Annotated in this window: 25 protein-coding genes; 14 read left to right on the forward strand and 11 right to left on the reverse strand. The window is 58.5% G+C overall.

Going from position 1 to position 22,677, the window contains the following annotated elements; all coding sequences use genetic code 11:
- The 11 genes from Z945_RS0115470 (at position 1) to Z945_RS0115520 (ending at position 11,733) form a co-directional block, all read left to right on the forward strand.
- On the forward strand, positions 1 to 1,077 hold the full coding sequence (locus Z945_RS0115470; RefSeq protein WP_025053008.1) for an ATP-binding protein: 1,077 nt from the start codon (positions 1 to 3) through the stop codon (positions 1,075 to 1,077).
- Between the two features lie 127 nt (positions 1,078 to 1,204).
- Positions 1,205 to 2,233, forward strand: a complete 1,029-nt coding sequence (locus Z945_RS0115475) for a PstS family phosphate ABC transporter substrate-binding protein (protein WP_025053009.1) — start codon at positions 1,205 to 1,207, stop codon at positions 2,231 to 2,233.
- Positions 2,234 to 2,341: 108 nt separating this feature from the next.
- Positions 2,342 to 3,823, forward strand: a complete 1,482-nt coding sequence (gene pstC / locus Z945_RS0115480) for a phosphate ABC transporter permease subunit PstC (protein ID WP_025053010.1) — start codon at positions 2,342 to 2,344, stop codon at positions 3,821 to 3,823.
- Positions 3,820 to 5,181 carry a phosphate ABC transporter permease PstA gene (gene pstA, locus Z945_RS0115485; protein WP_025053011.1) on the forward strand — a complete coding sequence of 454 codons (1,362 nt, stop codon included), beginning with the start codon at positions 3,820 to 3,822 and terminating at the stop codon, positions 5,179 to 5,181. Before pstC ends, pstA begins: the two co-directional genes overlap by 4 nt.
- A gap of 12 nt (positions 5,182 to 5,193) precedes the next feature.
- Positions 5,194 to 5,991 (forward strand): phosphate ABC transporter ATP-binding protein PstB, encoded by a 798-nt coding sequence (gene pstB / locus Z945_RS0115490; protein ID WP_025053012.1) that lies wholly within the window; start codon positions 5,194 to 5,196, stop codon positions 5,989 to 5,991.
- Between the two features lie 3 nt (positions 5,992 to 5,994).
- On the forward strand, positions 5,995 to 6,702 hold the full coding sequence (gene phoU / locus Z945_RS0115495) for a phosphate signaling complex protein PhoU (protein ID WP_025053013.1): 708 nt from the start codon (positions 5,995 to 5,997) through the stop codon (positions 6,700 to 6,702).
- Between the two features lie 5 nt (positions 6,703 to 6,707).
- Positions 6,708 to 7,397 (forward strand): phosphate regulon transcriptional regulator PhoB, encoded by a 690-nt coding sequence (phoB, locus tag Z945_RS0115500; RefSeq protein WP_025053014.1) that lies wholly within the window; start codon positions 6,708 to 6,710, stop codon positions 7,395 to 7,397.
- Positions 7,398 to 7,467: 70 nt separating this feature from the next.
- Positions 7,468 to 9,096, forward strand: a complete 1,629-nt coding sequence (locus Z945_RS0115505; RefSeq protein WP_025053015.1) for an amidohydrolase — start codon at positions 7,468 to 7,470, stop codon at positions 9,094 to 9,096.
- Positions 9,093 to 9,962, forward strand: coding sequence for a CobW family GTP-binding protein (locus Z945_RS0115510; RefSeq protein ID WP_025053016.1), 870 nt, complete (start codon positions 9,093 to 9,095; stop codon positions 9,960 to 9,962). The genes Z945_RS0115505 and Z945_RS0115510 overlap by 4 nt, the downstream gene beginning before the upstream one ends.
- Positions 9,963 to 10,123: 161 nt before the next feature.
- Complete coding sequence (cheB, locus tag Z945_RS0115515; RefSeq protein WP_025053017.1) at positions 10,124 to 11,227, forward strand: chemotaxis-specific protein-glutamate methyltransferase CheB; 1,104 nt, start codon at positions 10,124 to 10,126, stop codon at positions 11,225 to 11,227.
- On the forward strand, positions 11,224 to 11,733 hold the full coding sequence (locus Z945_RS0115520) for a chemotaxis protein CheD (RefSeq protein WP_025053018.1): 510 nt from the start codon (positions 11,224 to 11,226) through the stop codon (positions 11,731 to 11,733). The genes cheB and Z945_RS0115520 overlap by 4 nt, the downstream gene beginning before the upstream one ends.
- 156 nt (positions 11,734 to 11,889) lie before the next feature.
- Here the strand turns inward: Z945_RS0115520 and Z945_RS0115525 are convergent, their stop codons facing one another.
- The 10 genes from Z945_RS0115525 to Z945_RS0115570 all read right to left on the reverse strand — a co-directional run bounded on the left by Z945_RS0115525 (position 11,890) and on the right by Z945_RS0115570 (position 19,466).
- Complete coding sequence (locus Z945_RS0115525; protein WP_152541138.1) at positions 11,890 to 12,264, reverse strand: hypothetical protein; 375 nt, start codon at positions 12,262 to 12,264, stop codon at positions 11,890 to 11,892.
- Positions 12,261 to 12,647 carry a response regulator gene (locus tag Z945_RS0115530; protein ID WP_025053020.1) on the reverse strand — a complete coding sequence of 129 codons (387 nt, stop codon included), beginning with the start codon at positions 12,645 to 12,647 and terminating at the stop codon, positions 12,261 to 12,263. Before Z945_RS0115530 ends, Z945_RS0115525 begins: the two co-directional genes overlap by 4 nt.
- A gap of 4 nt (positions 12,648 to 12,651) precedes the next feature.
- Positions 12,652 to 13,548 carry a CheR family methyltransferase gene (locus Z945_RS0115535; RefSeq protein ID WP_025053021.1) on the reverse strand — a complete coding sequence of 299 codons (897 nt, stop codon included), beginning with the start codon at positions 13,546 to 13,548 and terminating at the stop codon, positions 12,652 to 12,654.
- Positions 13,545 to 14,003, reverse strand: a complete 459-nt coding sequence (locus tag Z945_RS0115540) for a chemotaxis protein CheW (RefSeq protein ID WP_025053022.1) — start codon at positions 14,001 to 14,003, stop codon at positions 13,545 to 13,547. Before Z945_RS0115540 ends, Z945_RS0115535 begins: the two co-directional genes overlap by 4 nt.
- Positions 14,000 to 16,249, reverse strand: coding sequence for a chemotaxis protein CheA (locus Z945_RS0115545; RefSeq protein WP_025053023.1), 2,250 nt, complete (start codon positions 16,247 to 16,249; stop codon positions 14,000 to 14,002). The genes Z945_RS0115540 and Z945_RS0115545 overlap by 4 nt, the downstream gene beginning before the upstream one ends.
- A gap of 9 nt (positions 16,250 to 16,258) precedes the next feature.
- Positions 16,259 to 16,624, reverse strand: coding sequence for a response regulator (locus tag Z945_RS0115550; RefSeq protein ID WP_025053024.1), 366 nt, complete (start codon positions 16,622 to 16,624; stop codon positions 16,259 to 16,261).
- On the reverse strand, positions 16,621 to 16,896 hold the full coding sequence (locus Z945_RS0115555) for an STAS domain-containing protein (RefSeq protein ID WP_025053025.1): 276 nt from the start codon (positions 16,894 to 16,896) through the stop codon (positions 16,621 to 16,623). The genes Z945_RS0115550 and Z945_RS0115555 overlap by 4 nt, the downstream gene beginning before the upstream one ends.
- Positions 16,897 to 17,101: 205 nt before the next feature.
- Positions 17,102 to 18,181 carry a methyltetrahydrofolate cobalamin methyltransferase gene (locus tag Z945_RS0115560; protein ID WP_025053026.1) on the reverse strand — a complete coding sequence of 360 codons (1,080 nt, stop codon included), beginning with the start codon at positions 18,179 to 18,181 and terminating at the stop codon, positions 17,102 to 17,104.
- 28 nt (positions 18,182 to 18,209) lie between these two features.
- The gene (locus Z945_RS0115565) at positions 18,210 to 19,139 is read right to left on the reverse strand and encodes a methylenetetrahydrofolate reductase (protein WP_025053027.1); all 930 of its coding nucleotides are present in this window, start codon (positions 19,137 to 19,139) and stop codon (positions 18,210 to 18,212) included.
- Positions 19,140 to 19,169: 30 nt separating this feature from the next.
- Entirely contained in the window at positions 19,170 to 19,466 is a 297-nt protein-coding gene (locus tag Z945_RS0115570; protein ID WP_025053028.1) for a virulence factor, read from the reverse strand.
- A gap of 275 nt (positions 19,467 to 19,741) precedes the next feature.
- On the opposite strand from Z945_RS0115570, the gene Z945_RS0115575 reads away from it, so the two are divergent.
- The 3 genes from Z945_RS0115575 to Z945_RS0115585 all read left to right on the forward strand — a co-directional run bounded on the left by Z945_RS0115575 (position 19,742) and on the right by Z945_RS0115585 (position 22,254).
- On the forward strand, positions 19,742 to 20,863 hold the full coding sequence (locus tag Z945_RS0115575) for a Ppx/GppA phosphatase family protein (RefSeq protein ID WP_025053029.1): 1,122 nt from the start codon (positions 19,742 to 19,744) through the stop codon (positions 20,861 to 20,863).
- Between the two features lies 1 nt (position 20,864).
- Positions 20,865 to 21,605, forward strand: coding sequence for an RlmE family RNA methyltransferase (locus tag Z945_RS0115580; RefSeq protein WP_025053030.1), 741 nt, complete (start codon positions 20,865 to 20,867; stop codon positions 21,603 to 21,605).
- A 79-nt stretch (positions 21,606 to 21,684) separates the two neighbouring features.
- Positions 21,685 to 22,254, forward strand: a complete 570-nt coding sequence (locus tag Z945_RS0115585; RefSeq protein WP_025053031.1) for a hypothetical protein — start codon at positions 21,685 to 21,687, stop codon at positions 22,252 to 22,254.
- Between the two features lie 123 nt (positions 22,255 to 22,377).
- Here the strand turns inward: Z945_RS0115585 and Z945_RS0115590 are convergent, their stop codons facing one another.
- Positions 22,378 to 22,626 (reverse strand): hypothetical protein, encoded by a 249-nt coding sequence (locus tag Z945_RS0115590; protein ID WP_025053032.1) that lies wholly within the window; start codon positions 22,624 to 22,626, stop codon positions 22,378 to 22,380.
- Between the last annotated feature and the right edge of the window lie 51 nt (positions 22,627 to 22,677).

The raw sequence follows: 22,677 nt of genomic DNA on the forward strand, positions 1-22,677 counted from the left end.
GTGGCCGACACCGCGTTCTTGGCATCCGTGATCGCAGCCCTGCCGCTACCGACGCTGGCCATCGACCGTAACGAAAGGATCATCGCGCTGAATGATTCGGCGGTCGAGCTGCTGGGCAGTGGTGCCTATGGCCGGCACTTTGTGACCGTGCTGCGTCAGCCCACTTTGGTCGATGCGGTTGAACAGACCCTTGCCGACGGCAAAGCCCGCAAGGCTCAGTATCTTGGCGGCGACGCGGCCCGCGAACAGACCTTTACCGTGAACCTCTCGCGCATCGCAGCGGCCGACGCGCTGTTGGTCAGCTTTCAGGATGTAACGTCGGAGGCCGAAGCCGGCCAGATGCGCCGTGATTTTGTGGCCAACGTCAGCCACGAGTTGCGCACCCCTCTAACGGCACTCATGGGGTTTATCGAGACGCTTAGCGGTCCGGCCCGCGATGACGCTGCCGCCCGCGACCGGTTCCTTGCGATTATGGCGGGCGAGGCGGGCCGGATGAACCGGCTGGTCGGCGACTTGCTGTCGCTCAGCCGGGTTGAGGGCGAGGAGCGCGTCAAACCTGACACCCGTGTCGACCTGACAGCGATCCTGCGCTCGACCGTGCGCAACCTGAACCCTTTGGCGGTGGACAATGATGTGACGCTGGTCCCGGAATTCGGCAGCGATCCACTCGCATTGCTGGGGGATGCCGATCAGTTGCAGCAAGTTTTTACCAACCTGATCGAGAACGCTATCAAATATGGCGGACCGGACCAAAAGGTCATCGTTACCGCTGAGACTTCACTGCGCGATCCTGCGCTGCGCGGACCCGGCGTGCGGATTATCGTCACCGATCATGGCCCCGGCATCGACGCTCAGCATCTGCCTCGCCTGACCGAGCGATTCTACCGCGCCGACAGTCACCGCAGCCGCGCTTTGGGCGGTACAGGACTGGGTCTTGCGATTGTGAAACATATTCTCAATCGCCATCGCGGTCGGCTGAAAATCATCTCCGAACCGGGTAAGGGCGCGTCTTTTATCGTAATTTTGCCAATGGACGCCGGCCAGAAGAGCGAAGAGACGCCGGACCCGACCCCTTAAAGTTCGAAACAAATTAGACTGTCATAAAACTGTAACATGACTGTCACAAAACCTCAGCACAGCGGGCCTAGATGAAGGCCAGATCACCGAGGGGGTGATTTCGACATAAACATCGACAGGAGACATCATGTCACTGACAAAACTGACCACTTCCGCGCTGGCGATTGCCGCACTCACTGCCACCACTGCCGTTGCACGCGATAACGTCCAAGTTGCAGGCTCTTCCACCGTGCTGCCCTATGCCTCGATTGTTGCAGAAGCCTTTGGCGAGAACTTCGACTTTCCGACACCGGTCGTGGAATCAGGCGGCTCCTCTGCCGGCCTCAAGCGCTTTTGTGAAGGCGTTGGGGAGAACACCATCGACATCGCGAACTCCTCGCGTCCGATCCGCGAAAGCGACATCGAATTGTGCACCGAGAACGGTGTGAACGACATCATTGAAGTCCGCATCGGCTATGACGGCATCGTCTTTGCCAGCCAGATCGACGGCCCTGAGTTCACTGCATTCGAAGCCTCCGACATTTTCAACGCCTTGGGTGCCAAGGTGCTGGTGGACGGCGCGATCGTAGACAACCCCCATACACAATGGGCTGACTTCAACAGCGACCTGCCGGCGGCAGACATCCTGGCCTTCGTCCCCGGTACCAAGCACGGCACGCGCGAAGTTTTCGAAGACAAAGTCCTGCTGCAGGGCTGTGAAGACACCGGCGCCATGCAGGCCATGATGGACAGCGGTATGGACGAGGATGCAGCAGAAGACGCCTGCATCGAAGTGCGTGGCAACGGCATCACCGTAGACATCGACGGCGACTATACCGAGACGCTGGCACGTGTCGACAGCAACCCGAACGGCATCGGCGTGTTTGGTCTGGCGTTCTATGAGAACAACACCAACAAGCTGAAAGTTGCCACAATCGGCGGCGTCGAGCCAAAGACCGAAACCATCGCATCGGGCACATACCCTGTGTCACGTCCGCTGTTCTTCTTCATCAAGAAGGCGCACATCGGCGTGATCCCCGGCCTGAAAGAATTCGCTGAGTTCTTCGTCTCGGACGAGATTGCTGGCCCAGATGGCCCGCTGTCCGACTACGGTCTGGTATCCGACCCAGAGCTGGAAGCGACACAGACCAAGGTTTCTGACGAAGAAGCCATGTAAGCGCAAAACGGGGAAACGGCCCAAGGGCCGCGAACCCGTCTGACACCGCCGTACCGGGACGTGCTGCCCGGTACGGCATTTATTCTCAAGGACAAAGGCCCAATTCAGATGCCTGCAAGCTGGATCCTCCTGATCATCATCGCATTGTCCGTCATCGGCTATTTCATAGCCAAGCAGCGGGCACTGGCATCCGGCGGCGGTGATCGTCGCGTGCTGCACTCTTTGCCGAAATATTACGGCACCAACGCCGCTCTTGCCGCAGCTGCGCCCGCACTGCTGATCCTCGGGATCTGGATGATCCTGCAACCGGTTGTCATTGATAGCATTATTTCCTCCAACTTGCCCGAAGCCGTTCAGGCTGATCGGGGTGAACGCTCGCTTGCCATGGCGGATGTGCAGCGTATCGCGGACGGGTTGGACACCGCCGTCTCCCGAGGCGCTATGACCGCTGACGAAGCCGTCGACATCCGCGTCGGGGCCAGCAACGTCCGGGAACGTCTGGCCGAAGTCGGTGTCGCACTGGGGTCCGAAGTTGATGCAAACACGCTTCAGATGGCGCAAGAGTATCGCGCGCTGACAAGCACCGGCAATATCTGGCGCGCCATCGCAGTTCTGGTGGTGGCACTGGGCGGCTTGGCCATAGCCTATATGATGACCCACAAGGATTTCCGCGCCCGCAACTCCGTCGAACGGGCAATTCTGAGCTTGTTGATCGCAGCCGCCTGCGTCGCCATCCTGACAACAGTTGGCATTGTCTTTTCGCTGATCTTCAACACGCATGATTTCTTTTCGCGCTATCCGGCTGAAGACTTCTTTTTCGGCACCCGGTGGGAACCAAGCTTTTCCGGACGTGGCGGCGCATCAGATCTGGGTTTTCTGCCGCTGATCTGGGGCACTCTCTTTATCTCGCTGATTGCGCTGCTAGTCGCTGTGCCGCTTGGTCTCTTTTCGGCGATCTATCTGTCCGAATACGCCTCCAAGCCGGTGCGTTCGATCGTCAAACCGCTGCTGGAGATGCTCGCGGGCATTCCGACAATTGTGTATGGTTTGTTTGCGCTTCTGACCGTCGGGCCCTTGCTGCTGGATGTGTTTGGCCGCGACGGGGTGCTGGGCGTCAACTGGATGTCCGGGGGCACGGCAGCAATGACCGCAGGCCTCGTGATGGGGATCATGCTGATCCCCTTCGTATCCTCGCTCAGCGATGACATCATTAATGCGGTGCCGCAGGCGATGCGCGACGGTTCTTTCGGCCTTGGCGCCACACAGTCGGAAACACTGCGGCAGGTGATCCTGCCCGCCGCCCTGCCGGGTATCGTTGGCGCAATCCTTCTGGCCGCCAGCCGCGCCATCGGCGAAACCATGATCGTGGTGCTGGGGGCAGGGGCTGCGGCCTCGCTCTCGCTGAACCCCTTCGAAGCCATGACCACTGTCACCGCCAAAATCGTCAGCCAGTTGACCGGCGACGGTGAATTCAACAGTCCAGAAACCCTCGTGGCCTTTGCGCTGGGTATGACGCTCTTTGTCATCACGCTGGCGTTAAACATTGTCGCCCTCTGGATTGTCCGACGCTACCGGGAGCAATACGAATGACCGATCTGACCACCACACCGACCCCCGGGGGCAAGCGCCACAGCTACGGTTCGCTGCTGGACGAATCCCCCCGCACCAAGAAACGCAACGCGGCAGAAACGCGGTTCCGCGTGTACGGCGTCATCGCAATTTCGATCGGCCTGATCTTTCTGGCAGCACTGCTGTTTGCCATCGTGCGCAACGGCATCCCGGCATTCACCCAGACGTATATCGTCATGGATGTCGAGCTGACGGCTGCAAAGCTGGACAAGAAGGGCAATCGCGACATCGAGGATATCAAGAAGGTGTCGACCTTCGGGTACAACCCCTTGATCGGAACGGCGCTTGAGACGCTTGTCGCGGAAAACGGGGTCGAGACAGAGATTAACAAAGGCAAGGAACTGCGCGACATGCTGTCGAGCGGTGCTGCCGCACAGGTGCGCTTTGCGGTGATCGACAACCCCGACCTCATCGGCACCACGCAAGAGTTTACCTTGTTGGCCGGATCACGGGTCGACGGCTATATGAAAGGCCGCGTCGACCGCGAAAGCCTTGCTCGCGATCCAAACCTCAGCCCCGCGCATCTGGATATTGTGGATGCGCTGGCAGCGGACGGCACCATCAAACGCATCTTCAACTGGGATTTCATCACCGGCACGGATGCTTCCGAAAGCAGGCCAGAGCAGGCCGGCATGGGCGTGGCGATCCTCGGCTCATTCTTCATGATGCTGGTGGTGCTGCTACTTTCACTGCCCATCGGCGTTGCCGCCTCGATCTATCTTGAGGAATTTGCGCCGCAAAACATGTTTACAGACTTTATCGAGGTGAACATCTCGAACCTCGCGGCGGTGCCGTCCATTGTGTTCGGTATTCTGGGCCTTGCGGTGTTCATCCAGTTTGCACATCTGCCCCAATCAGCCCCCATCGTCGGTGGCTTGACGCTGACCTTGATGACCCTGCCGACCATCGTGATCTCCACCCGCGCCTCGCTCAAGTCGGTACCACCGTCGATCCGAAGCGCGGCACTGGGGGTTGGCGCGTCCAAAATGCAGTCGGTGTTCCACCATGTATTGCCACTGGCGATGCCAGGTATCCTGACGGGCACCATCATCGGTCTGGCACAAGCGCTGGGGGAAACCGCGCCGCTTTTGTTGATCGGCATGGTGGGCTATATCGCCACCAACTATCCTGATGGCGTGGCCTCCGGCTTTCTTGATCCGAACTCGGCAATGCCCGCGCAGATCTTTGAATGGGCCAAACGTGCGGATCCGGCCTATTACGAGCGGGCCTGGGGCGGTATCATCATCCTGCTGGTGTTCCTGCTGACCATGAACCTGATCGCGATCCTGCTGCGCCGCAGGTTCGAGCGGCGCTGGTAGGGAGAACAACAAATGAGAGACAATTTCAGAGCGGAGAACGACGTGACCACAAATGCCGTCAAAATCGCGGCCCGCAACGTGCAGGTCTACTACGGTGAAACCCATGCAATCAAAGATGTGAGCGTGGACATCGAGGATAAGACAGTGACCGCCTTCATCGGGCCATCAGGCTGTGGCAAGTCCACCTTCCTGCGCTGCATCAACCGGATGAACGACACCATCGACATCTGTCGGGTCGAGGGAGACATTCGCATCGACGATGAGGATATCTACGACCGCCGGGTCGATCCGGTACAGCTGCGTGCCAAGGTGGGCATGGTGTTCCAGAAACCCAACCCGTTCCCCAAGTCGATCTATGACAATGTGGCTTACGGGCCGCGTATTCACGGGCTGTCCCGCAACAAGTCGGAGCTGGACGATATCGTCGAGCGCGCCCTGAAACGCGCGGCCATATGGAACGAGGTCAGGGACCGCCTCCACGCACCCGGCACCGGACTGTCGGGCGGCCAGCAGCAGCGCTTGTGCATCGCCCGCGCGGTGGCCACGGAGCCTGAAGTTTTGCTGATGGACGAGCCCTGTTCGGCGCTCGATCCGATTGCAACTGCTCAGGTCGAGGAGCTGATCGACGAACTGCGCCAGAACTACTCGGTGGTGATCGTCACCCACTCCATGCAACAGGCCGCGCGGGTCAGCCAGAAGACCGCGTTCTTTCACCTCGGCAATCTGGTAGAATTCGGCGAGACGGACAAGATCTTTACCGCCCCCGAAGACCCCCGCACCGAAAGCTATATCACTGGACGAATTGGATAAATCATGCAGGATCAACATATTGCATCCGCTTTTGACCGCGATCTTGAGGCGGTACAGGCGCAGATCATGAAAATGGGCGGCATGGTGGAAAGCGCCATTCGTCTGAGCGCCAAGTCGCTGGAAACACGCGACGAAGAACTCGCAGAAGAAGTGCGTGCCGCTGACAAATCCATCGACGCGCTGGAGCACCAGATCAATGAAAGCGCTGCGCGCGTCATCGCCCTGCGTGCGCCAACGGCAATTGATCTGCGCCTTATTCTGAGCGTGATCAAAATCAGCGCCAATCTTGAGCGGATCGGCGACTATGCCAAGAACATGGCCAAGCGCACCGGCGTTCTGGCCGCCATGCCCACCATCAACGACGGTCCCAGCGCGATCCGGCGTATGGCGGGCACTGTAGAAGGGATGCTGAAAGACGCGCTTGATGCCTATATCCAGCGTGACGCGGCCCTTGCGCAGGATGTGATCGACCGCGACGAAGACGTGGATCAGATGTACAATGCCCTGTTCCGCGAATTTCTTACCTTCATGATGGAAGACCCGCGCAACATCACCGCTTGCATGCATCTGCATTTTATCGCCAAGAACACGGAACGGATGGGCGACCATGTGACATCCATTGCAGAACAGGTGGTCTATCTGGTGACAGGCGAACAACCCGAAGAGGGTCGTCCCAAAGCAGATAAAACCTCAGTGATTGTAAAGGCCTGACACCCATGTCCGTGATCCAGCCCCATGTCCTGCTGGTTGAGGACGAACCGGCGCAGCGCGAAGTACTGGCCTACAACCTTGAGGCCGAAGGCTATGCCGTCAGTCGCGCCGAAAACGGTGAAGAGGCGATGGTGCAAGTGGATGAGATCACCCCCGATCTGGTGATCCTGGACTGGATGATGCCGCTGATGAGCGGCATCGAGGTCTGCCGCCAGCTGAAAACGCGCGAGGATACGCGCAATATTCCGGTGATCATGCTCTCGGCCCGTTCCGAGGAAGTGGACGCCGTGCGCGGGCTTGAAACCGGGGCAGATGACTATGTCACCAAACCCTATTCCTTGCGCGAACTGATGGCCCGCGTGCGTACCCAGTTGCGCCGCACACGGCCGGGGGCCAGTGGCGAAACGCTCGCCTATCTCGACATCATGCTGGATCCTGAGACCCACCGTGTTACCCGCAACGGTCAGGAACTCAAGCTCGGCCCGACAGAATACCGGCTGCTGGCGACATTCCTGGAAAAGCCGGGCAGGGTGCTCAGCCGCGATCAACTGCTCGATCTGGTCTGGGGCCGCGATATCTATGTCGATACGCGCACCGTGGACGTGCATATCGCGCGGCTGCGCAAGGTATTGACACAGGCCGGCGGCGAAGACCCGATCCGAACGGTGCGCGGCGCGGGCTACGCACTGGGCTAACGTCAGGCGGTTTTCCCATTTCCCTGCTGTGGCGGCTGCGTTAGCCTGCTTGAAAACCAAGGGGAAATATATGTCCGGCATCACCGTCTTTCAGGCCAAGAAAATCATCACCATGGACCCGAACCGTCCCGAAGCGACGCATGTCGCGGTGCAGGACGGCAAGATTTTGGCGGTGGGTGACGCTACCTGTGCGGATGCCTGGGGCGACGTCATCCATGATGCACAACTGGCGGACGACATCCTGATGCCCGGCTTTGTCGAGGGTCATGCACATATGATGGCGGGCAAAATGTGGGACTTTGCTTATGCCGGTTATCACGACCGCATCGACCCCAAGGGCGAGATGCACAAGGGCATGACGACCATTGACGCCGTGATCGAACGCCTGAAAGAACGCGCCGCTGCTTTACCACCGGGGGAGCCATTGCTGGCGTGGGGATTTGACCCGATTTTTCTGACCACCGAGCGGCTGAACAAGACCCATCTGGACGCCGTCGCCAGCGACCGCCCCGTGGCCGTGCTGTTCTCGAATTTTCACTTGATGTGTGTGAACTCCGCGGCGCTGGAGCTGGCGCAGTACACCGCTGCAAGCAACATCGAAGGTGTGATCAAAGGCACCGACGGTCAACCCAATGGCGAGCTTCAGGAAATGGCCGCGATGTTCCCGGTCATGCGCCGCGTGGGGCTTGATTTCCGCGCTCTGTCGCAGGGCGAGGATGCACTGCGCTCTTACGCGGATGTCTGCCGTCTGGCCGGCGTGACCACGGTGACAGACCTCTATTCCACCATGGAAGATGAAGATCTCGACACCATGCTACGGGTTACCGGCGCGCCTGATTTTGGCATTCGCATCGTCCCTGCCTTGGGGGCAACCGGTGCGCAGCCAGAAGCACTGGCCAAACGCGCCCTCGCGCTCAAGGCCAAATCCACCGACAAGCTGCGCCTTGGCGCCGTCAAACTGATGACCGACGGCTCCATCCAGGGCTGGACGGGCCGCGTGAAATGGCCGGGTTATGTGGGCGGTCAGCCCAACGGCATCTGGAACACCACCCCCGAAGAGATTTTCGCGCTTTGCGAAGCGATGTACAAACACGGGGTGCAGATGCACATTCATGTCAACGCGGACGAGGCATCGGAAGTGTCGCTCGACGCCTGCGAAGCCGCAGCGCGCAAACATCCCTGGCCCGGTGCGCGGCATGTGTTTCAGCACTGCCAGATGATGGGCTTAGACCAGTTCAAACGCGCTGCCGATCTGGGCATCTGCACCAATATCTTTGCAAACCATCTGTGGTATTTTGGCGATCAGCATGTCGCCCTGACCATCGGCAAGGACCGCGCAGAGCGGATGAATGCTGCACGTTCCGCATTGGACGCGGGCGTGAACGTCGCTATCCACTCTGACGCGCCTGTCACTCCGATGGGTCCGCTTTTCACCGCATGGAGCGCGGTGAACCGGCAAACGATGACCGGACAGACCTTGGGTGCCGCGCAAAAGATCACCGTCCCGGAAGCGCTGCATCTGATCACGCTGGGCGCAGCTTATACGCTGAAACTTGATGACGAGATCGGCAGCATCGAGACCGGCAAGATCGCTGATTTCGCCATTCTGGGCGCTGATCCTTTGGCTGTAGCCCCCGAAGACCTCAAGGACGTGCCCGTGCGCGGTACTGTGTCGGGCGGGCGGGTGCTGCGCGCATGACAACTTTGCCGCTTACGGTGATCAGCGGCTATCTGGGGGCGGGCAAAACCACGTTGATCAATCGTATTCTGGCCGATCCACAAGGTTTGCGCCTGATGGTCATGGTCAATGACTTCGGGGCCATCAACATCGACCAATCGCTGATTGCGGCCATGGGTGAAGACGTGATTGCCCTGACAAACGGTTGTGTCTGTTGCACGATGGGGGCCGATCTGTTCATGGCCTTGGGCGACGCGCTGGACCGCCGTCCGCGACCCGATCACCTGATCATCGAAGCAAGCGGCATCGCGGACCCCAAATCTATCGCGAACGCGGCTATTGCAGAACCCGATTTGCGCTATGCCGGGATCGTCACACTGGTCGATGCGCTGAACATCGAAACGCTTATTGCCGACCGCTTGGTCGGTCCACAGGTCCGCCAGCAAATCGCCGCGGCCGACATGGTGGTGCAGACCAAACGTGACGCAAGAATGCCTAAACTCGATGACGCCTTTGCGAAGTTCGACCTTCCGCTGCCTCAAATCCTGCCTGAATATGCTCTTGGCCTTTTGATGCTGGGCCGCATTGAACCAAGCCCACAAACGACCCCGGTGGGGCATCCGGCCTATACTACATGGCACTGTCATGAGGATCGACTTCTGGATCACGGTCAGCTTCTGACCGCGCTGGATAACCGTCCTGCGGGGCTTTACCGGCTCAAGGGGTTTGTGCGGACCGATCAAGGCCACTTTGAACTGCATATCGTCGGGCAGCATGCGGATTTGCGACCGGTGATGTCCCGGCCCGAACCCGCCATCGTGGCACTGGGCCCGGCAGACAGAATTACCGCGACACAGATCGAAAGCTGGTGGCAGGCAATTACATAGAACGGAGACACATCTGCGTATCCGCTCCAATTTGACCGAATTAGGCTAAGAGAGCACCGCAATCTTTACGCAGGCTTTACGCCTTTCCCTCACCTAAGGATCGACCCAAACGCCAGGCGGAACCTGTGCGCGTGAGGGCGGGGCAGTGAGGAATGCGATCAATGCAAAACGCGGTGGACGGTGCGCCAAGGCCCCCCAGAACAGCCCATGTTGCCAAGCGTGTTGTGATCGTCGACGATTCACGCGCAATTCGCAACTGGCTGCGGGCTGTGCTGGCCGCAGATCATCGATTGGAGGTCGTAGGAGAGGCGGATTGTGCCGATGCCGCGCGCCGCGTGATCCGGGAAACCCAGCCGGACGTGGTCACCCTTGATATCGAAATGCCCGGCATGAGCGGGCTGGAGTTTCTGGACAAACTCATGCGGCTTAACCCTTTGCCCGTTGTCATGATCTCTGGCTCTACGGCTGAAAACTGTGATGCCACAATCACGGCTCTGACCCTCGGTGCAGTAGATTGTCTGCTGAAACCGAGCAACGGCGCGGATGAAGCCGTGATGCGCCATATCTCGAAGCGGGTGTTCTCTGCCAGTTGCAGTCAGGTCCAGCAAAGCCGCAAGGCCCAAGTCACCGACCGGTTGCGTGAAACGATGAAGCTCTCCAAACGAACGCCGCTCGTGTTGATTGGTGCATCGACAGGCGGCGTTGCGGCGCTCGGAGAAGTTTTGAATGACCTGCGCCCTGACGGCCCCCCGGTGGTCATCGTTCAGCATATGCCAGCTAAGTTCCTGCTAAGTTTTGCGCAGGTCTTGAACCGTGATTTACCACAGGACGTGGCCATCGCGCGGGAAGCCGAGCCCTTGATGGTGGGACAGATCCGCCTCGCGCCTGCCATGGGCCAGCATACACGTATTGAACGGCAAGGCGGCATCTGGTCTTGCCGCCTTTCGGATAATATCGAAAATGCGCTGCATTGTCCCTCGGTGGATGTGCTCTTCAACTCAGCGCAAGACTACGCGACCGACATCATTGCCACGCTGCTGACCGGTTTGGGCAAAGACGGCGCGAACGGTATGCTTGCCCTGCGAGAGGGCGGCGCGCAGACCTTTGGACAGGATGCCGCCACCAGCGTCGTTTACGGCATGCCGCGTGCGGCTTACGAAATCGGTGCCGTTGGGAAACAACTGCCGCTCCACAAACTGGGTCCGGCGATCAACCGCGCGGTCGCCAGCCACGCGAAAGCAAAACCAGGGCGGGCTGGATCATGACCGGCGGCCATGTCATCACTCAAGGCGAACACTACGTCTCCGCCGATCCGCAGGCGACCATCTCAACCTTGTTGGGGTCGTGCGTCGCCTGTTGCCTTTGGGATCCCCTGGCGGCGGTCGGCGGCATGAACCATATTTTGTTGGCCACAACGTCGCGCAATGCTGCCAGATGCGACCTGGTCGGGGTCAACGCGATGGAACTATTGATCAACGATTTGTTGAAGCTGGGCGCACGCCGGGACCGCCTGAAAGCCAAGCTCTTTGGTGGAGCGCAGATGATCAACGGGTTGTCTGAAATTGGACCAGCAAATTGCGCTTTCGCGACAGGCTTTCTCGAGCAGGAATCTATCCCTTGCGTATCGCAATCTCTGGGTGGTGAATTTGCACGCCAGATCATCTTCACGCCATCAAGCGGTGCCGTGCGGGCCAAGACAACCCGAGGGAGACCAGCAGAGGCCCCGCCACGTCCGGCACCCGCCATCGGAAACGATCTCGAACTGTTTTAATATTGGGCAGGGTACTCGCGGACTTCCTCGCGCCCCTCTTCAACAGGTCTGCTGCGATATGCGGATTGTAGCATTGGGTTTGATCGAAGGTAAGCGCTGAGGGTGTTGAGATTTTCGCGTTTCTGCTAGGTATCCACTAACGAGATTGCTAAGTTATCAGAACAAGTCCACCTCACCAACAGCCGCAGGCATCTGCATCTGTGCCGTATTGTATTTTGTCGTAGGTGCCAGCAGTTGGCGCGTCTCTTCAAGCCGCAAACGGTCTGCAATGGAACCGGCATCCATTGATCCCTGACCATCAGACAAAAACAACGATAAGAGCGCAGCATCCTCCAGCGACTGCCGCACATAGTCGAGCCGCTGCAACCTGTGAACCGTGGCCATATCTCTCAACTCCGAAACGGCGAGGCCATCGCCCAGAGCATGCTCTATGCGAAAGACCTCTGCCGCAAGATGATCCAACTGGCCGGACAAACGCCTTAGCACGTCGTCCCTCGTTGCGCTGTTTTCCTGTACCACACGTTCACTCACAAGCGGCCAACCACCGCCTCGATACAATTGCGCAATTCCTCTGGCTGAAACGGCTTCTTCAGGTAATTGTTCATCCCCAGTTTTTTCCCGTGGTCAATGATTTGCTGTTCGGCCCGTCCGGTGATCAATACAAAGCCGACGCCTTTGGTCTTGGGGGTTGCGCGCAAATAATGCAAAAGCTGCAACCCGTCCATTTCCGGCATATTATAATCGGAAATCACAAGATGTGCCGGATGGGTTGCAAGCGCCTGAAGCGCCTGTTTTCCATTCTCGGCGGTGGCGATATTACGCACGCCAAAGGCATCTAACGCTTGGGTGATAAGCCCGCGGCTTGTGGACATATCGTCCACCACCATAATCCGCAACTGATCGCGCAATGCCATTTCTCTATCCCTCGCTTTGCTTTTGTTTTTCTGGCCGCGCTGTCGATTTCAACGCGTGGCAAGGTCGATAAGTCGTCGGTCCTGTGCATGTGAACCCATAGCGTTCAGGCTCCGCAATCCGTTCGGAATGACCAAGTAAAAGGACGCCATCGGGTGCCAGTGCATTCAGGAAACTCGGCCAAAGCTTTTCTTGCGTCCTTTGGTCGAAGTAGATCACGACATTCCGGCAAAAGATGATGTCAAAGCGCTTGCGCATGGGCCAGGGGGACAACAGGTTCAGCTCATTCACTCGGATCACATCCGTTAAAACCGGCTTGGCGATATAGCTCGGCTCATGACCTGCTTCGGTTGTTTGATCAAAATACTTCTTAAGCATGTCCGGCGAAATGCCCCGCACCAACCGTTCCGGATAGGTGGCCTTTCGCGCGAATTGAACGACTTCCGGATCGATATCAGTTGCCAGAATGCGCAGATCAAGCCGGGCGACATCAGGAACGTGATCCAGCAGCGTCATCGCCGCGGAAAGCGCCTCCTGTCCATTGGAGCAACCCGCCGACCATATGCGCAATTGCCCTCCGGCCCGCAGTTTTGGCAAATGCCGGTCGAGTTCAGCCCGCAGCACATCAAAGTGGTGACTTTCGCGAAAGAAATGTGACACGTTGGTTGTGAGAGCCGAAATCAGATTGCGCCGTTCTCCCTGACCCGCATCCGATTGAACCAAGCTGCAATAAGCTGCAAAATCAGCCAGTCCCAAATCGCGTAGCCGGTGGCGTAACCGCGACTGGATCATCGAGCTTTTTTCCTGAACAAGGGTCAGGCCGCTTTCCCGATATGCAAGATCTGCAATCGCACGAAAACTCGCTGGATCAAGGTCAGCCTGTTGGCTGGCAGAGGTGCTCATGCCGCGGTCCTTTCGATGGTCCCGACAGTGGCGGCAAGGTTCAATACGCGGATCATGCGTTCGTCAATCAAGGTAAGCGAGCTGACCACACCTTCCGATGCTCCTGATGACAATTCAGGCGGGGGCTGCAGGTCTTCGCCAGTGACTGCCACGATATCGGAAACCGCATCGACCAGCAGACCGGTCATCACATCCTCGGATTTGACGACGATGATCACGTTGCGTTCATTTTCCTCGCGCGGCGGCAATCCAAGGCGCAGACCCAGATCCATGACCGGCAAAACGGTCCCGCGCAGGTTAATCACCCCTTTCATATAGGCCGGTGCGTGGGGCAATTGTGTCGCATGGGTCCAGCCTCTGATCTCGCGCACCGACATAATGTCGAGCGCGTATTCCTGCTCGGCCAGCCGGAAGGTAAGCAATTCCATATTGGCGCTCAGTACGGTCTCGGTCATGCGGAAACTCCTTGTGTTTTCAGCGGGGGTGAGGGGGCAAGGGCGGTGGCACCCGCGTTGGCGATCATGTCGCTCGGGTCGAGGATCAACGCGATCTGACCGTCACCCAAGATGGTCGCGGCAGCGATGCCGGGCGCGCGGTGAAAGCTATCGTCTAATCCCTTGATCACCACTTGACGCTGGTCGAGGATGTTATCGATCAGCAAGGCCGTGCAGCTTTCATCCTCCTGCGCGATCAACAGGACAACTGCACCGTCGAAATTCTGCAATGGCTCACGGTAGCCCAAGGAAGCACCCAAGTCGAAAAGAGGGACAAAGCCACTGCGGACTTCAATCACCTGATTGCCCGGGCGCACCATCTGGACGTCCTGGTTTGAAAGCGTCAGTGTCTCGACCACAAGGTTGAGGGGCAGCACCAACGTTTCACCGGCGACCTTAATCACCATGCCATCCAGAACCGCCAATGTGAGCGGCAAAGAAATAGAAAATGTGCTGCCTTCGCCGGGATTGGAGGTGATGGTAATGCGCCCCCCGAGCGCCTGGATTGAGGTGCGCACCACATCCATGCCGACACCGCGGCCCGATAGGTCGGACACGACAGAAGCCGTTGAAAAACCCGGAAGAAACAGAAGATTGTCGATTTCAGTATCGCTGAGTTGCGCGTCAGCGGGGATCAGCCCTTTGTCGATGGCAATCTGCAAGACCCTCGGTCGGTTGATCCCCGCGCCATCGTCGGAAATCTCGATCACCACCCGCCCGGAGCGATGCGCAGCGGACAGGTTGATTTGACCTTGCGCCGGTTTGCCGGCCGCAATCCGTTTTTCCGGCGTTTCAAGGCCGTGATCCACTGCATTCCGGATCATATGTGTAAGCGGGTCAGCTAGACGTTCAATCACGGTTTTATCGACTTCGGTGCCTTCACCAATCACGTTCAGGCGCACATCCTTGCTGACGGCTGCAGAAGATTCCCGCACAATCCGCGACATACGCTGGAACAGAGATTTGACCGGCTGCGCCCGGATCATCATTACGCTATCTTGTATGTCGCGGGTCAGGCGTTGAAATTCCTCCAGCCCGCTCATTGCATCAGAATGAGGCGACAGGCCCGATTGCTCGAGGCTTTGGCTGAGCATGGCCTGATTGATCACCAGTTCACCGACCAGATTGACCAGCCGTTCGATGCGGTCCAGATCCACACGCACCACGGATTTTGCAGCCGTCGGGGCAGTTGCGGCCCGCGCAGGTTGGCTTGGTTCGGCTGGATTCGGCGCGGCGGCCTGTGCCGGTTTCGGCGCAGTTGGGGCTTGGGGCGGATCAGGCGGCCGGGCTGGGGGGGGCGTATTTACAGTTTCGCTGGATATATCGACAATGGGCGAGACGGGTGTCTCATCCGTAGTGTCTCCATCTGATCCCCCATCGCCCGTCTCGCGCGCTATCTCGAGAACACACAGGCCTTCGACAAACTCGAAGATCGATCTGATTTCGGCCTCTTCAACATCGGTTTGCAGGTGGATTGTCCAGCTTAGGTGCGGGACTTCGGGCGTGATCTTGTCCAAATCGGGCAGGGTGGATGCATCACATGTTACCTTCAGGTCGCCCATCTGGCTCAAATTGCGGAGCAGCAATGCCGGTTCATTGCCCGTCTCGAACATTTCGGCCTGCGGTATGAACGTGATCGTGTAGGCGGTATCACCTGTGGGCGCGCCAAAGTCCGGCGGCGGCGGCAGCGCGTCGAGATCGGGGCAAGCAGCCTCTGTCTCATCCGAAGCATCACTCAGGTCAAGATCGAGGCTCAGGCCCATGGGCGCAAATTCGATCTCGGGCTCTTCGGCGTCTTCTTCCGGTACCGTATCGCCCAAGAACTGGTCCAGCGCACCAATCAGAACGGCGGTTTCGGCATCGGGCGCGTCGGCACCATCGCGACAGATGCGCACGAGGTCTGAGACATGGTCGGCAGCTTGAAAGAAAACCTTGAGCGCCTCGTCATCAATCGTAAGGCGACCTGCACGCACCTCATCCAGTACTGTCTCAAAACGGTGCGCAAACCGGACGAGCGCTTCAAGGCCAAAGGCGCCAGCGCCGCCCTTGATAGAATGAACCGCGCGAAATACCACATTGATCGTTTCGGAATCAGCGGCACCGTCATCGATGGTTTGCAGGCCATCTTGCAACGCTTCCAGCAACTCCTCACACTCAATAAAGAATGAGGCGCGGATTTCAGCCATTGGATCATTTTCTTCGCTCATAACCGGACCCTATCCTGCAACCATCTGCAAAGCCTTAACCAGCTTTTCCGGATCGAACGGCTTTACGATCCATCCGGTGGCCCCTGCGTCGCGAGCGCGTTTCTTCAATTCGGGGGCAGCTTCGGTTGTCAGGACAAGGATCGGCGTGCCCCTATGCTTGTCCTGCTCGCGTACCGCATCGATGAAACCGAAACCGTCCATACGTGGCATGTTGATGTCGGTGATAATCGCGTCCGGTTGAATACCTTCCAGTACCTCGATCCCGTGGACACCATCATCGGCGGTGTGCACCGTAAACCCTGATGGCAGCAGCGCCAGACGGATCATGTCGCGCATCGTTCGGCTGTCATCGACGGCTAGTATTTCAAGGCTCATACGGCACCTTCCGCAAGTGTTTCGGGGCTGAATCCCATCACCGCCATCTGTTCAAACACAGCATCGGGTACATTGATGATAGAGAACGGGAGGTCTGCTGCTTTTGCACTACGGGCTGCCGCGAGGCAGGACTGCAAACATAGCGCGCCGATCTGACTGACCGCGCCGAAGTCTAGGATGATCTCCTGACCCATAAGCTCAACCAGTTTAGCGTGCAACGCACCCACGGCACTGACATCCAGCTTGCCTTCAAGCACCACCGGCTCAGTCATTGCGCGCCTGGGAATTGAAAGGGTGACCAATAGTCATATGAACGCTCCGCAGTTGGGGACTGGGGCTGTTCTAGGGGGATTGACGTTAATTCTGGGTTACTGCCTGCACATGTTCAGGCAATTCGCAAAACTGGGTCGGATTGGGGGGCAAACAAAAGGCCTCCGCCAACAGCAGAGGCCTCGTTTCTTGCAAAATAGTGGGTCTTTAACCGCGGCGGCGACCCCCTTTGCGGCCTGCGCGACCCCGGCCTTCCTGACCTGCTTTCGGCGCAACCTTGTTGAATTTGATCCATTCTCCGCCATGAGGATCGCGGTCGAACAAAAAGTTTGCCGCGCGGATCGCCTCCATCTCCTTGCCCGGACGCGGCATCGTGCTGCCCATGCCAAACAATTGCACAAAAGCTTCGTCGTCCATGCCTTCGGGCAGAACCACGCCCAAGGCTTCCAGCTCGGCCTTCTTCTCAGCGATCTTGGTCGCATTGATCGGCAAGGCGACGGGATTCATGATGGCGGAGGTCATGCCGGCTCCCATCGCCATGGGCAAGAACGCGTTATTGATGCCGTGACGGTTGGGCAATCCGAAAGAAATATTGGACGCGCCGCAGGTCGTGTTCACGCCCAACTCCTCACGCAAACGACGCACCAGCGTAAAGACCTGATGGCCTGCCGTCGCCATTGCGCCGATGGGCATCACCAGTGGGTCCACCACGATATCATGCGCGGGAATGCCGAAATCCGCTGCCCGTTCCACAATCAGCTTTGCCACGGCAAAGCGCACATCGGGGTCTTCGGAAATACCGGTATCGTCGTTCGAGATCGCGACAACAGGCACATTGTACTTCTTGACCAGCGGCAACACCATTTCCAGCCGTTCTTCCTCACCCGTGACCGAGTTCAGCAGCGGGCGGCCTTCGCAGGCTTGCAGGCCCGCCTCAAGCGCACCGGGGACCGAGCTGTCGATGCACAGGGGCGTGTCGGTCACGGCCTGCACCCGTTTGATCATCTCGGGCATCAACATCGGCTCGACAAAGTTGTTGTCAGCGTACCGCGCATCTTCGGCCATTTTGTTCGAAAACACTGCGCCCGAGTTAACGTCCAGCACCGTGGCGCCCGCGTTGGCCTGTGCCACCGCATCGAACTCCACGCGGGAATAATCGCCGCGCTCCAACTCTTCGGCCAGGATCTTGCGGCCCGTCGGATTGATCCGCTCGCCGATAACGCAGAACGGCTCGTCAAAGCCGATAACGGCGGTTTTGGTTTTGGATTCGATAATGGTGCGGGTCATTCAGGGAAAGTCCTCGGACAGATGTGTTTCAGGCGGCGGGCTGTGCGGGAACGGCAGAGCTGCCGCCGTTCTCAATTGCCCAATTGGCGTTGGTCTTGATACCGCCAAGGGGGAAGAAATGCACGTGGCTGATGTTGAAATCAGGGCGCGCGGCCTTGTGCGCGGCCAGTTCTGCGACAACCTCCGTCGGCTCGTAGGGCAGCAGCAACTTGGTCACATCCATTGCCCGCTTTTGCAACACTTTCAGCGAGGGGCCAACACCGCAGGCAATGGCGAATTTGATCAGCGTTTGCAATTTGGCGGGGCCCGCGATGCCAATGTGCACGGGCAGGGTGATGCCCGCGTGTTTCAGACTGTCGGCCCATTCGATGATCGGCTGCGCATCGAACGCGAATTGCGTGGCGATGGCCATCTTGGCATCGGTACGGGTCTGGAATTCATTTTTCCAACGCAGAGCATTATCGACCTTGAGGCGGGTGCCGTCCAGATCGATGTCGCGGTTGCCTTCGGGGTGGCCCGCCACATGCAGACGCTCAAAGCCCGCTTCGTCAAACAGGCCCGTTTCCATCAACTGCATGGAGTCGCTAAAATCGCCGTGGGGCGTGGTGACACCACCTGCCAACAGCAATCCCTGCTTCACATCCGCTTCGCCTTGATACATGGCGATCCAATTGGCCAGCGTAGCGCGGTCCTTGATAATCCTCGCCGGGAAGTGCGGCATGACCTTGTAGCCATCGGCATTCAGCCGCTTTGCCGTGGCGACCATATCCTCGATCGGCGTACCTTCGATATGGGCGATGTAGACGCAGGTGCCGGCGGGCAAAAGCGCGGTGAAATCCTCGACCTTTTCTGCGGTGCGGGGCATCACCTCGATCGAGTAATCTTGCAGAAAGCTCTCGATCTCGGGGGTCGTGGTCGGGGCAGGCGGCTCTTTGCGGCGGAAATTCAGCAATGCCATGAGGGTGTCCTTCATCATGAGCGGCAGGCCTTAGGCCCGACCATCGTTGTCGATCAGCGTTTTCAAACGTTCTTTGTCGTATTCGGCATCGAGCCTCAGGGCTTCGGCATCCGCCACGGCATCAGCATCACCTTCGATGCTGAACGGCTCCGCCTTGCGCCAATCGGCCATATAGGCGTCGCTGTCCTGCGCCCCGATGCGCATCGCAACCCGGTCGATGGCCTGCTCAAACCGCTCTGGCAGGGGGCGTTTGGAGCCGCGACGGCCCTTACCCACAATCACCTGAGCGGGAATGTCGCGCCAGTACACTATTGTCACATCGACCATCGGATGATTCCTCGCCTGTCTTTCATCGGTCTAACCGTTGAAGGCTGCCGCGCTGTGCCGTTTTTCGACTTCACAGGGGCTTTCCGCGACCCCTGTGCTGACACTATGCAGGTTAGCGACCACAGCCCGGAACCGCGAGGGGCGCAGCCGCCCATAATTCTCACATTCATTGTGAGGTCTGCCACAAATTACCCGTCCGCCGCGACGCCTTGCCGCTTGCGTGCGACCACCGGCCCGAGTAGCGTGGGGACAACTCGAAATGAAAGGCGCGAACCATGGCGCCACAGCGTCCCAAAGGTGCGGGCGCGCTCGATAAGGACAAACAGTCGGCTCTGAGCCCCGCGCCAGTTCCGCCCAGATCGTCCGAGCTATACGCGGCCCTCGATCTGGGCACAAATAGCTGCCGCATGTTGATCGCCCAGCCAAAGGGCAGCGGATTTCATGTGGTGGACAGCTTCTCGAAGTCCGTCCAATTGGGGGCAGGGCTCGAGAAAACCGGGCGCTTGTCGCGCGGGTCCATGACGCGCACCCTCCAAGCATTGCGCATCTGCCAGCAGAAGCTGCGCCGCAACAAGGTCAAAAGGATGCGCCTTGTGGCGACCGAGGCTTGCCGCCGCGCGTTGAACGGCGCGGATTTCATGCGCCGCATCCAGCGTGAAACCGGGCTGACGCTCGACATCATCAAGCCGGAGGAAGAAGCCCAGCTTGCGGTGATTTCCTGTGCGCCGCTGGTCAGCCGCAAGACCGAAAACTTACTTGTGGTAGATATCGGCGGCGGATCAACCGAACTGGTCTGGATCGACATCTCGAAAGTACCCAAGGCCGACCGCGCACAATCCATCATGCGGTTGCACTCGGGCTTTGATCAAACTGCAAGCGACATACCGGCCGCCAAGGTGGTCGACTGGATCTCGGTTCCCTTGGGGGTCGCCACGCTGCGCGATCAATTTTTCGACGTCGAAGACGATGCCGCACGGTTTGCCCTGATGTCGTGGTTCTTTGAAGAGAACCTCCAAGACTTCACGCCTTATCAATCCGCACAACCCCAAGAGCGGTTCCAGATCGTCGGCACATCTGGCACTGTGACCACTGTCGCGGCAAGTCATCTGGGACTGAAACGCTATGACCGAACCAAGATCGACGGCTTGCGCATGACTTCGGACCAGATCGACAAAGTGATCCATTCCTATCTTGCGATGGGACCGGGGGGCAGACGTTCGGACCCGCGCATTGGCACGGACCGGGCAGCCTTGATCATGTCAGGAGCGGCAATCTTGCAGGCGCTGATGCGCTGCTGGCCCACCGACCGGCTTAGCGTCGCCGACAGGGGCCTGCGTGAGGGTCTGCTTTATGCACAAATGAGCGCCGATGGTGTGCTGGAAGAAGGAATGTACTGAGATGGGCAAGACACCGACAGGTAAGAACACATCGGGGCGCGGCCAGCGTGACCTGAAGGTCAAGGTCAAGTCCGCACGCGGGCGCACCACCAGCTCCACACGCTGGTTGCAGCGGCAGTTGAATGATCCCTATGTCAAACGCGCCAAGGCTGAAGGGTACCGGGGCAGGGCGGCGTTCAAAATCATGGAGCTGGACGACAAGTTCCGTTTTCTGGTGCCGGGCGCACGAATTGTCGATCTGGGTGCTGCACCGGGGGGCTGGTGTCAGGTCGCGGTCAAACGCGCCAACATTCTGGGTGAACGCGGCGGCAAGGCGGTTGGCACCATTCTGGGCGTCGATCTGCAAGAAATGGAGCCGATTGCCGGCTGCGAGCTACATGTGCTCGACTTCATGGATGAAGGTGCGGACGATCAGGTCAAGGAATGGCTGGGTGGCAAGGCCGATGTGGTGATGTCGGACATGGCGGCCTCATCTTCAGGACACAAAAAGACCGACCACCTTAAGATCATCGCGCTCTGCGAGGCGGCGGCTTACTTTGCATTTGATGTATTGGATGATGGCGGCACCTTTGTTGCAAAGGTTCTCGCGGGTGGCGCGGAAGGAGACCTCCAAAAGCTTTTGAAACAACGCTTTACCAAGGTTCACAACATCAAGCCGCCCTCCAGCAGGGCGGACAGTTCGGAAAAGTTCGTTGTCGCCACCGGCTTTCGCGGCGATCTGGCGGGGGCCGACACAGACTGAGACAGCCCGAATTCACCGCCCCTTAAAGATTTCAAGCATAGGCTGCGGCCACCATAGTTTGAGATCAAAAGGAACGGTCATGCTCAGAAAAACGCTTCTTGCCTTTACGCTCTTCGCGGCCCCTTCAGCCCATGCTGCCGAAGTGCCTCCGGCAATGTCGCAATATATCTATGGGGATCTGATGGCATGGGTAAACAACGACCAAATTGTGCAGGCCATTTCCGCGCAAAACCGAAGCATAGGCGAATTGAACCAGACCGAGATCATCGCCCGCGACGGCATCTGGCGGACGGAGATCGGTGAGACCGACAGGCCCACAGTCAACGCCGTCCTGAATGCACCGCTCTCCGACTTTCTGCGCAGCCGCCAGTCGGAATCGAATGGCCGCATCACAGAGGTCTTTGTCATGGACCGCTACGGCCTGAACGTCGCGGCCAGCGATATGACCTCGGACTATTGGCAGGGGGACGAAGCCAAATTCACCGAAACATTCGCCAGGGGTTCCGGCGCGGTGTACATCGGCGACATCGAACTGGATGAAAGCTCCCAGACCTATCAGGGTCAGGTGTCCTTTGCCGTGACCGATCCTGAGACAGGCAGTGTCATCGGGGCCATTACGGTCGGCCTCAATGCGGAGCCTTTCTATTAAATTCTAGCGCTATCGCATGAAGAAGTGACCGCGCAAGACCCCGAAGGTTCGGCCATAGATAGTATGGCCGTTCTGATTCCAGAAAAATCTATTCGACAATCCGAAAAGCGTGCCGCGCTGAGCTTAGTCGTCTTTGGTGCGGATCGAGAAAGACGGGGAGCGCCGAGCAGGCTTTTTCCCGATCTTGCCGGTGTCACCCAAAGGACGAAGCGATGAAAGCCCGCGCAAGATCATCTTGTCAGCTGTGTTCTCATCCAGATACTTTTCCTGAACCGCCCTTTGCGCCGCATTTGGTCTTCGCGGTTTCGATTGCCGCAGCAGTTCAAACATCTTCGCATGACGCGAGCGGGGTTTGGGATCGGTCTCGTTCATAGCAGCCGTCAGTTTGTTGCAGGCTTTTGGCTATGCGCGGAATATGGCTGC

It is taken from the genome of Sulfitobacter noctilucae, from assembly GCF_000622365.1.
GTDB lineage: Bacteria > Pseudomonadota > Alphaproteobacteria > Rhodobacterales > Rhodobacteraceae > Sulfitobacter > Sulfitobacter noctilucae.

Coding starts and splice junctions, on each gene's coding strand:
- Z945_RS0115580 (WP_025053030.1), top strand. CDS start 20,865: ATGGGCAAGACACCGACAGGTAAGAACACATCGGGGCGCGGCCAGCGT.
- Z945_RS0115535 (WP_025053021.1), bottom strand. CDS start 13,548: ATGAGCACCTCTGCCAGCCAACAGGCTGACCTTGATCCAGCGAGTTTT.
- pstC (WP_025053010.1), top strand. CDS start 2,342: ATGCCTGCAAGCTGGATCCTCCTGATCATCATCGCATTGTCCGTCATC.
- Z945_RS0115475 (WP_025053009.1), top strand. CDS start 1,205: ATGTCACTGACAAAACTGACCACTTCCGCGCTGGCGATTGCCGCACTC.
- Z945_RS0115520 (WP_025053018.1), top strand. CDS start 11,224: ATGACCGGCGGCCATGTCATCACTCAAGGCGAACACTACGTCTCCGCC.
- Z945_RS0115555 (WP_025053025.1), bottom strand. CDS start 16,896: ATGACTGAGCCGGTGGTGCTTGAAGGCAAGCTGGATGTCAGTGCCGTG.
- phoU (WP_025053013.1), top strand. CDS start 5,995: ATGCAGGATCAACATATTGCATCCGCTTTTGACCGCGATCTTGAGGCG.
- Z945_RS0115540 (WP_025053022.1), bottom strand. CDS start 14,003: ATGACCGAGACCGTACTGAGCGCCAATATGGAATTGCTTACCTTCCGG.
- Z945_RS0115575 (WP_025053029.1), top strand. CDS start 19,742: ATGGCGCCACAGCGTCCCAAAGGTGCGGGCGCGCTCGATAAGGACAAA.
- Z945_RS0115585 (WP_025053031.1), top strand. CDS start 21,685: ATGCTCAGAAAAACGCTTCTTGCCTTTACGCTCTTCGCGGCCCCTTCA.
- pstB (WP_025053012.1), top strand. CDS start 5,194: ATGAGAGACAATTTCAGAGCGGAGAACGACGTGACCACAAATGCCGTC.
- Z945_RS0115550 (WP_025053024.1), bottom strand. CDS start 16,624: ATGAGCCTTGAAATACTAGCCGTCGATGACAGCCGAACGATGCGCGAC.
- Z945_RS0115570 (WP_025053028.1), bottom strand. CDS start 19,466: ATGGTCGATGTGACAATAGTGTACTGGCGCGACATTCCCGCTCAGGTG.
- Z945_RS0115530 (WP_025053020.1), bottom strand. CDS start 12,647: ATGGCATTGCGCGATCAGTTGCGGATTATGGTGGTGGACGATATGTCC.
- Z945_RS0115560 (WP_025053026.1), bottom strand. CDS start 18,181: ATGACCCGCACCATTATCGAATCCAAAACCAAAACCGCCGTTATCGGC.
- pstA (WP_025053011.1), top strand. CDS start 3,820: ATGACCGATCTGACCACCACACCGACCCCCGGGGGCAAGCGCCACAGC.
- Z945_RS0115510 (WP_025053016.1), top strand. CDS start 9,093: ATGACAACTTTGCCGCTTACGGTGATCAGCGGCTATCTGGGGGCGGGC.
- Z945_RS0115565 (WP_025053027.1), bottom strand. CDS start 19,139: ATGGCATTGCTGAATTTCCGCCGCAAAGAGCCGCCTGCCCCGACCACG.
- Z945_RS0115505 (WP_025053015.1), top strand. CDS start 7,468: ATGTCCGGCATCACCGTCTTTCAGGCCAAGAAAATCATCACCATGGAC.
- phoB (WP_025053014.1), top strand. CDS start 6,708: ATGTCCGTGATCCAGCCCCATGTCCTGCTGGTTGAGGACGAACCGGCG.
- cheB (WP_025053017.1), top strand. CDS start 10,124: ATGCAAAACGCGGTGGACGGTGCGCCAAGGCCCCCCAGAACAGCCCAT.
- Z945_RS0115545 (WP_025053023.1), bottom strand. CDS start 16,249: ATGAGCGAAGAAAATGATCCAATGGCTGAAATCCGCGCCTCATTCTTT.
- Z945_RS0115590 (WP_025053032.1), bottom strand. CDS start 22,626: ATGAACGAGACCGATCCCAAACCCCGCTCGCGTCATGCGAAGATGTTT.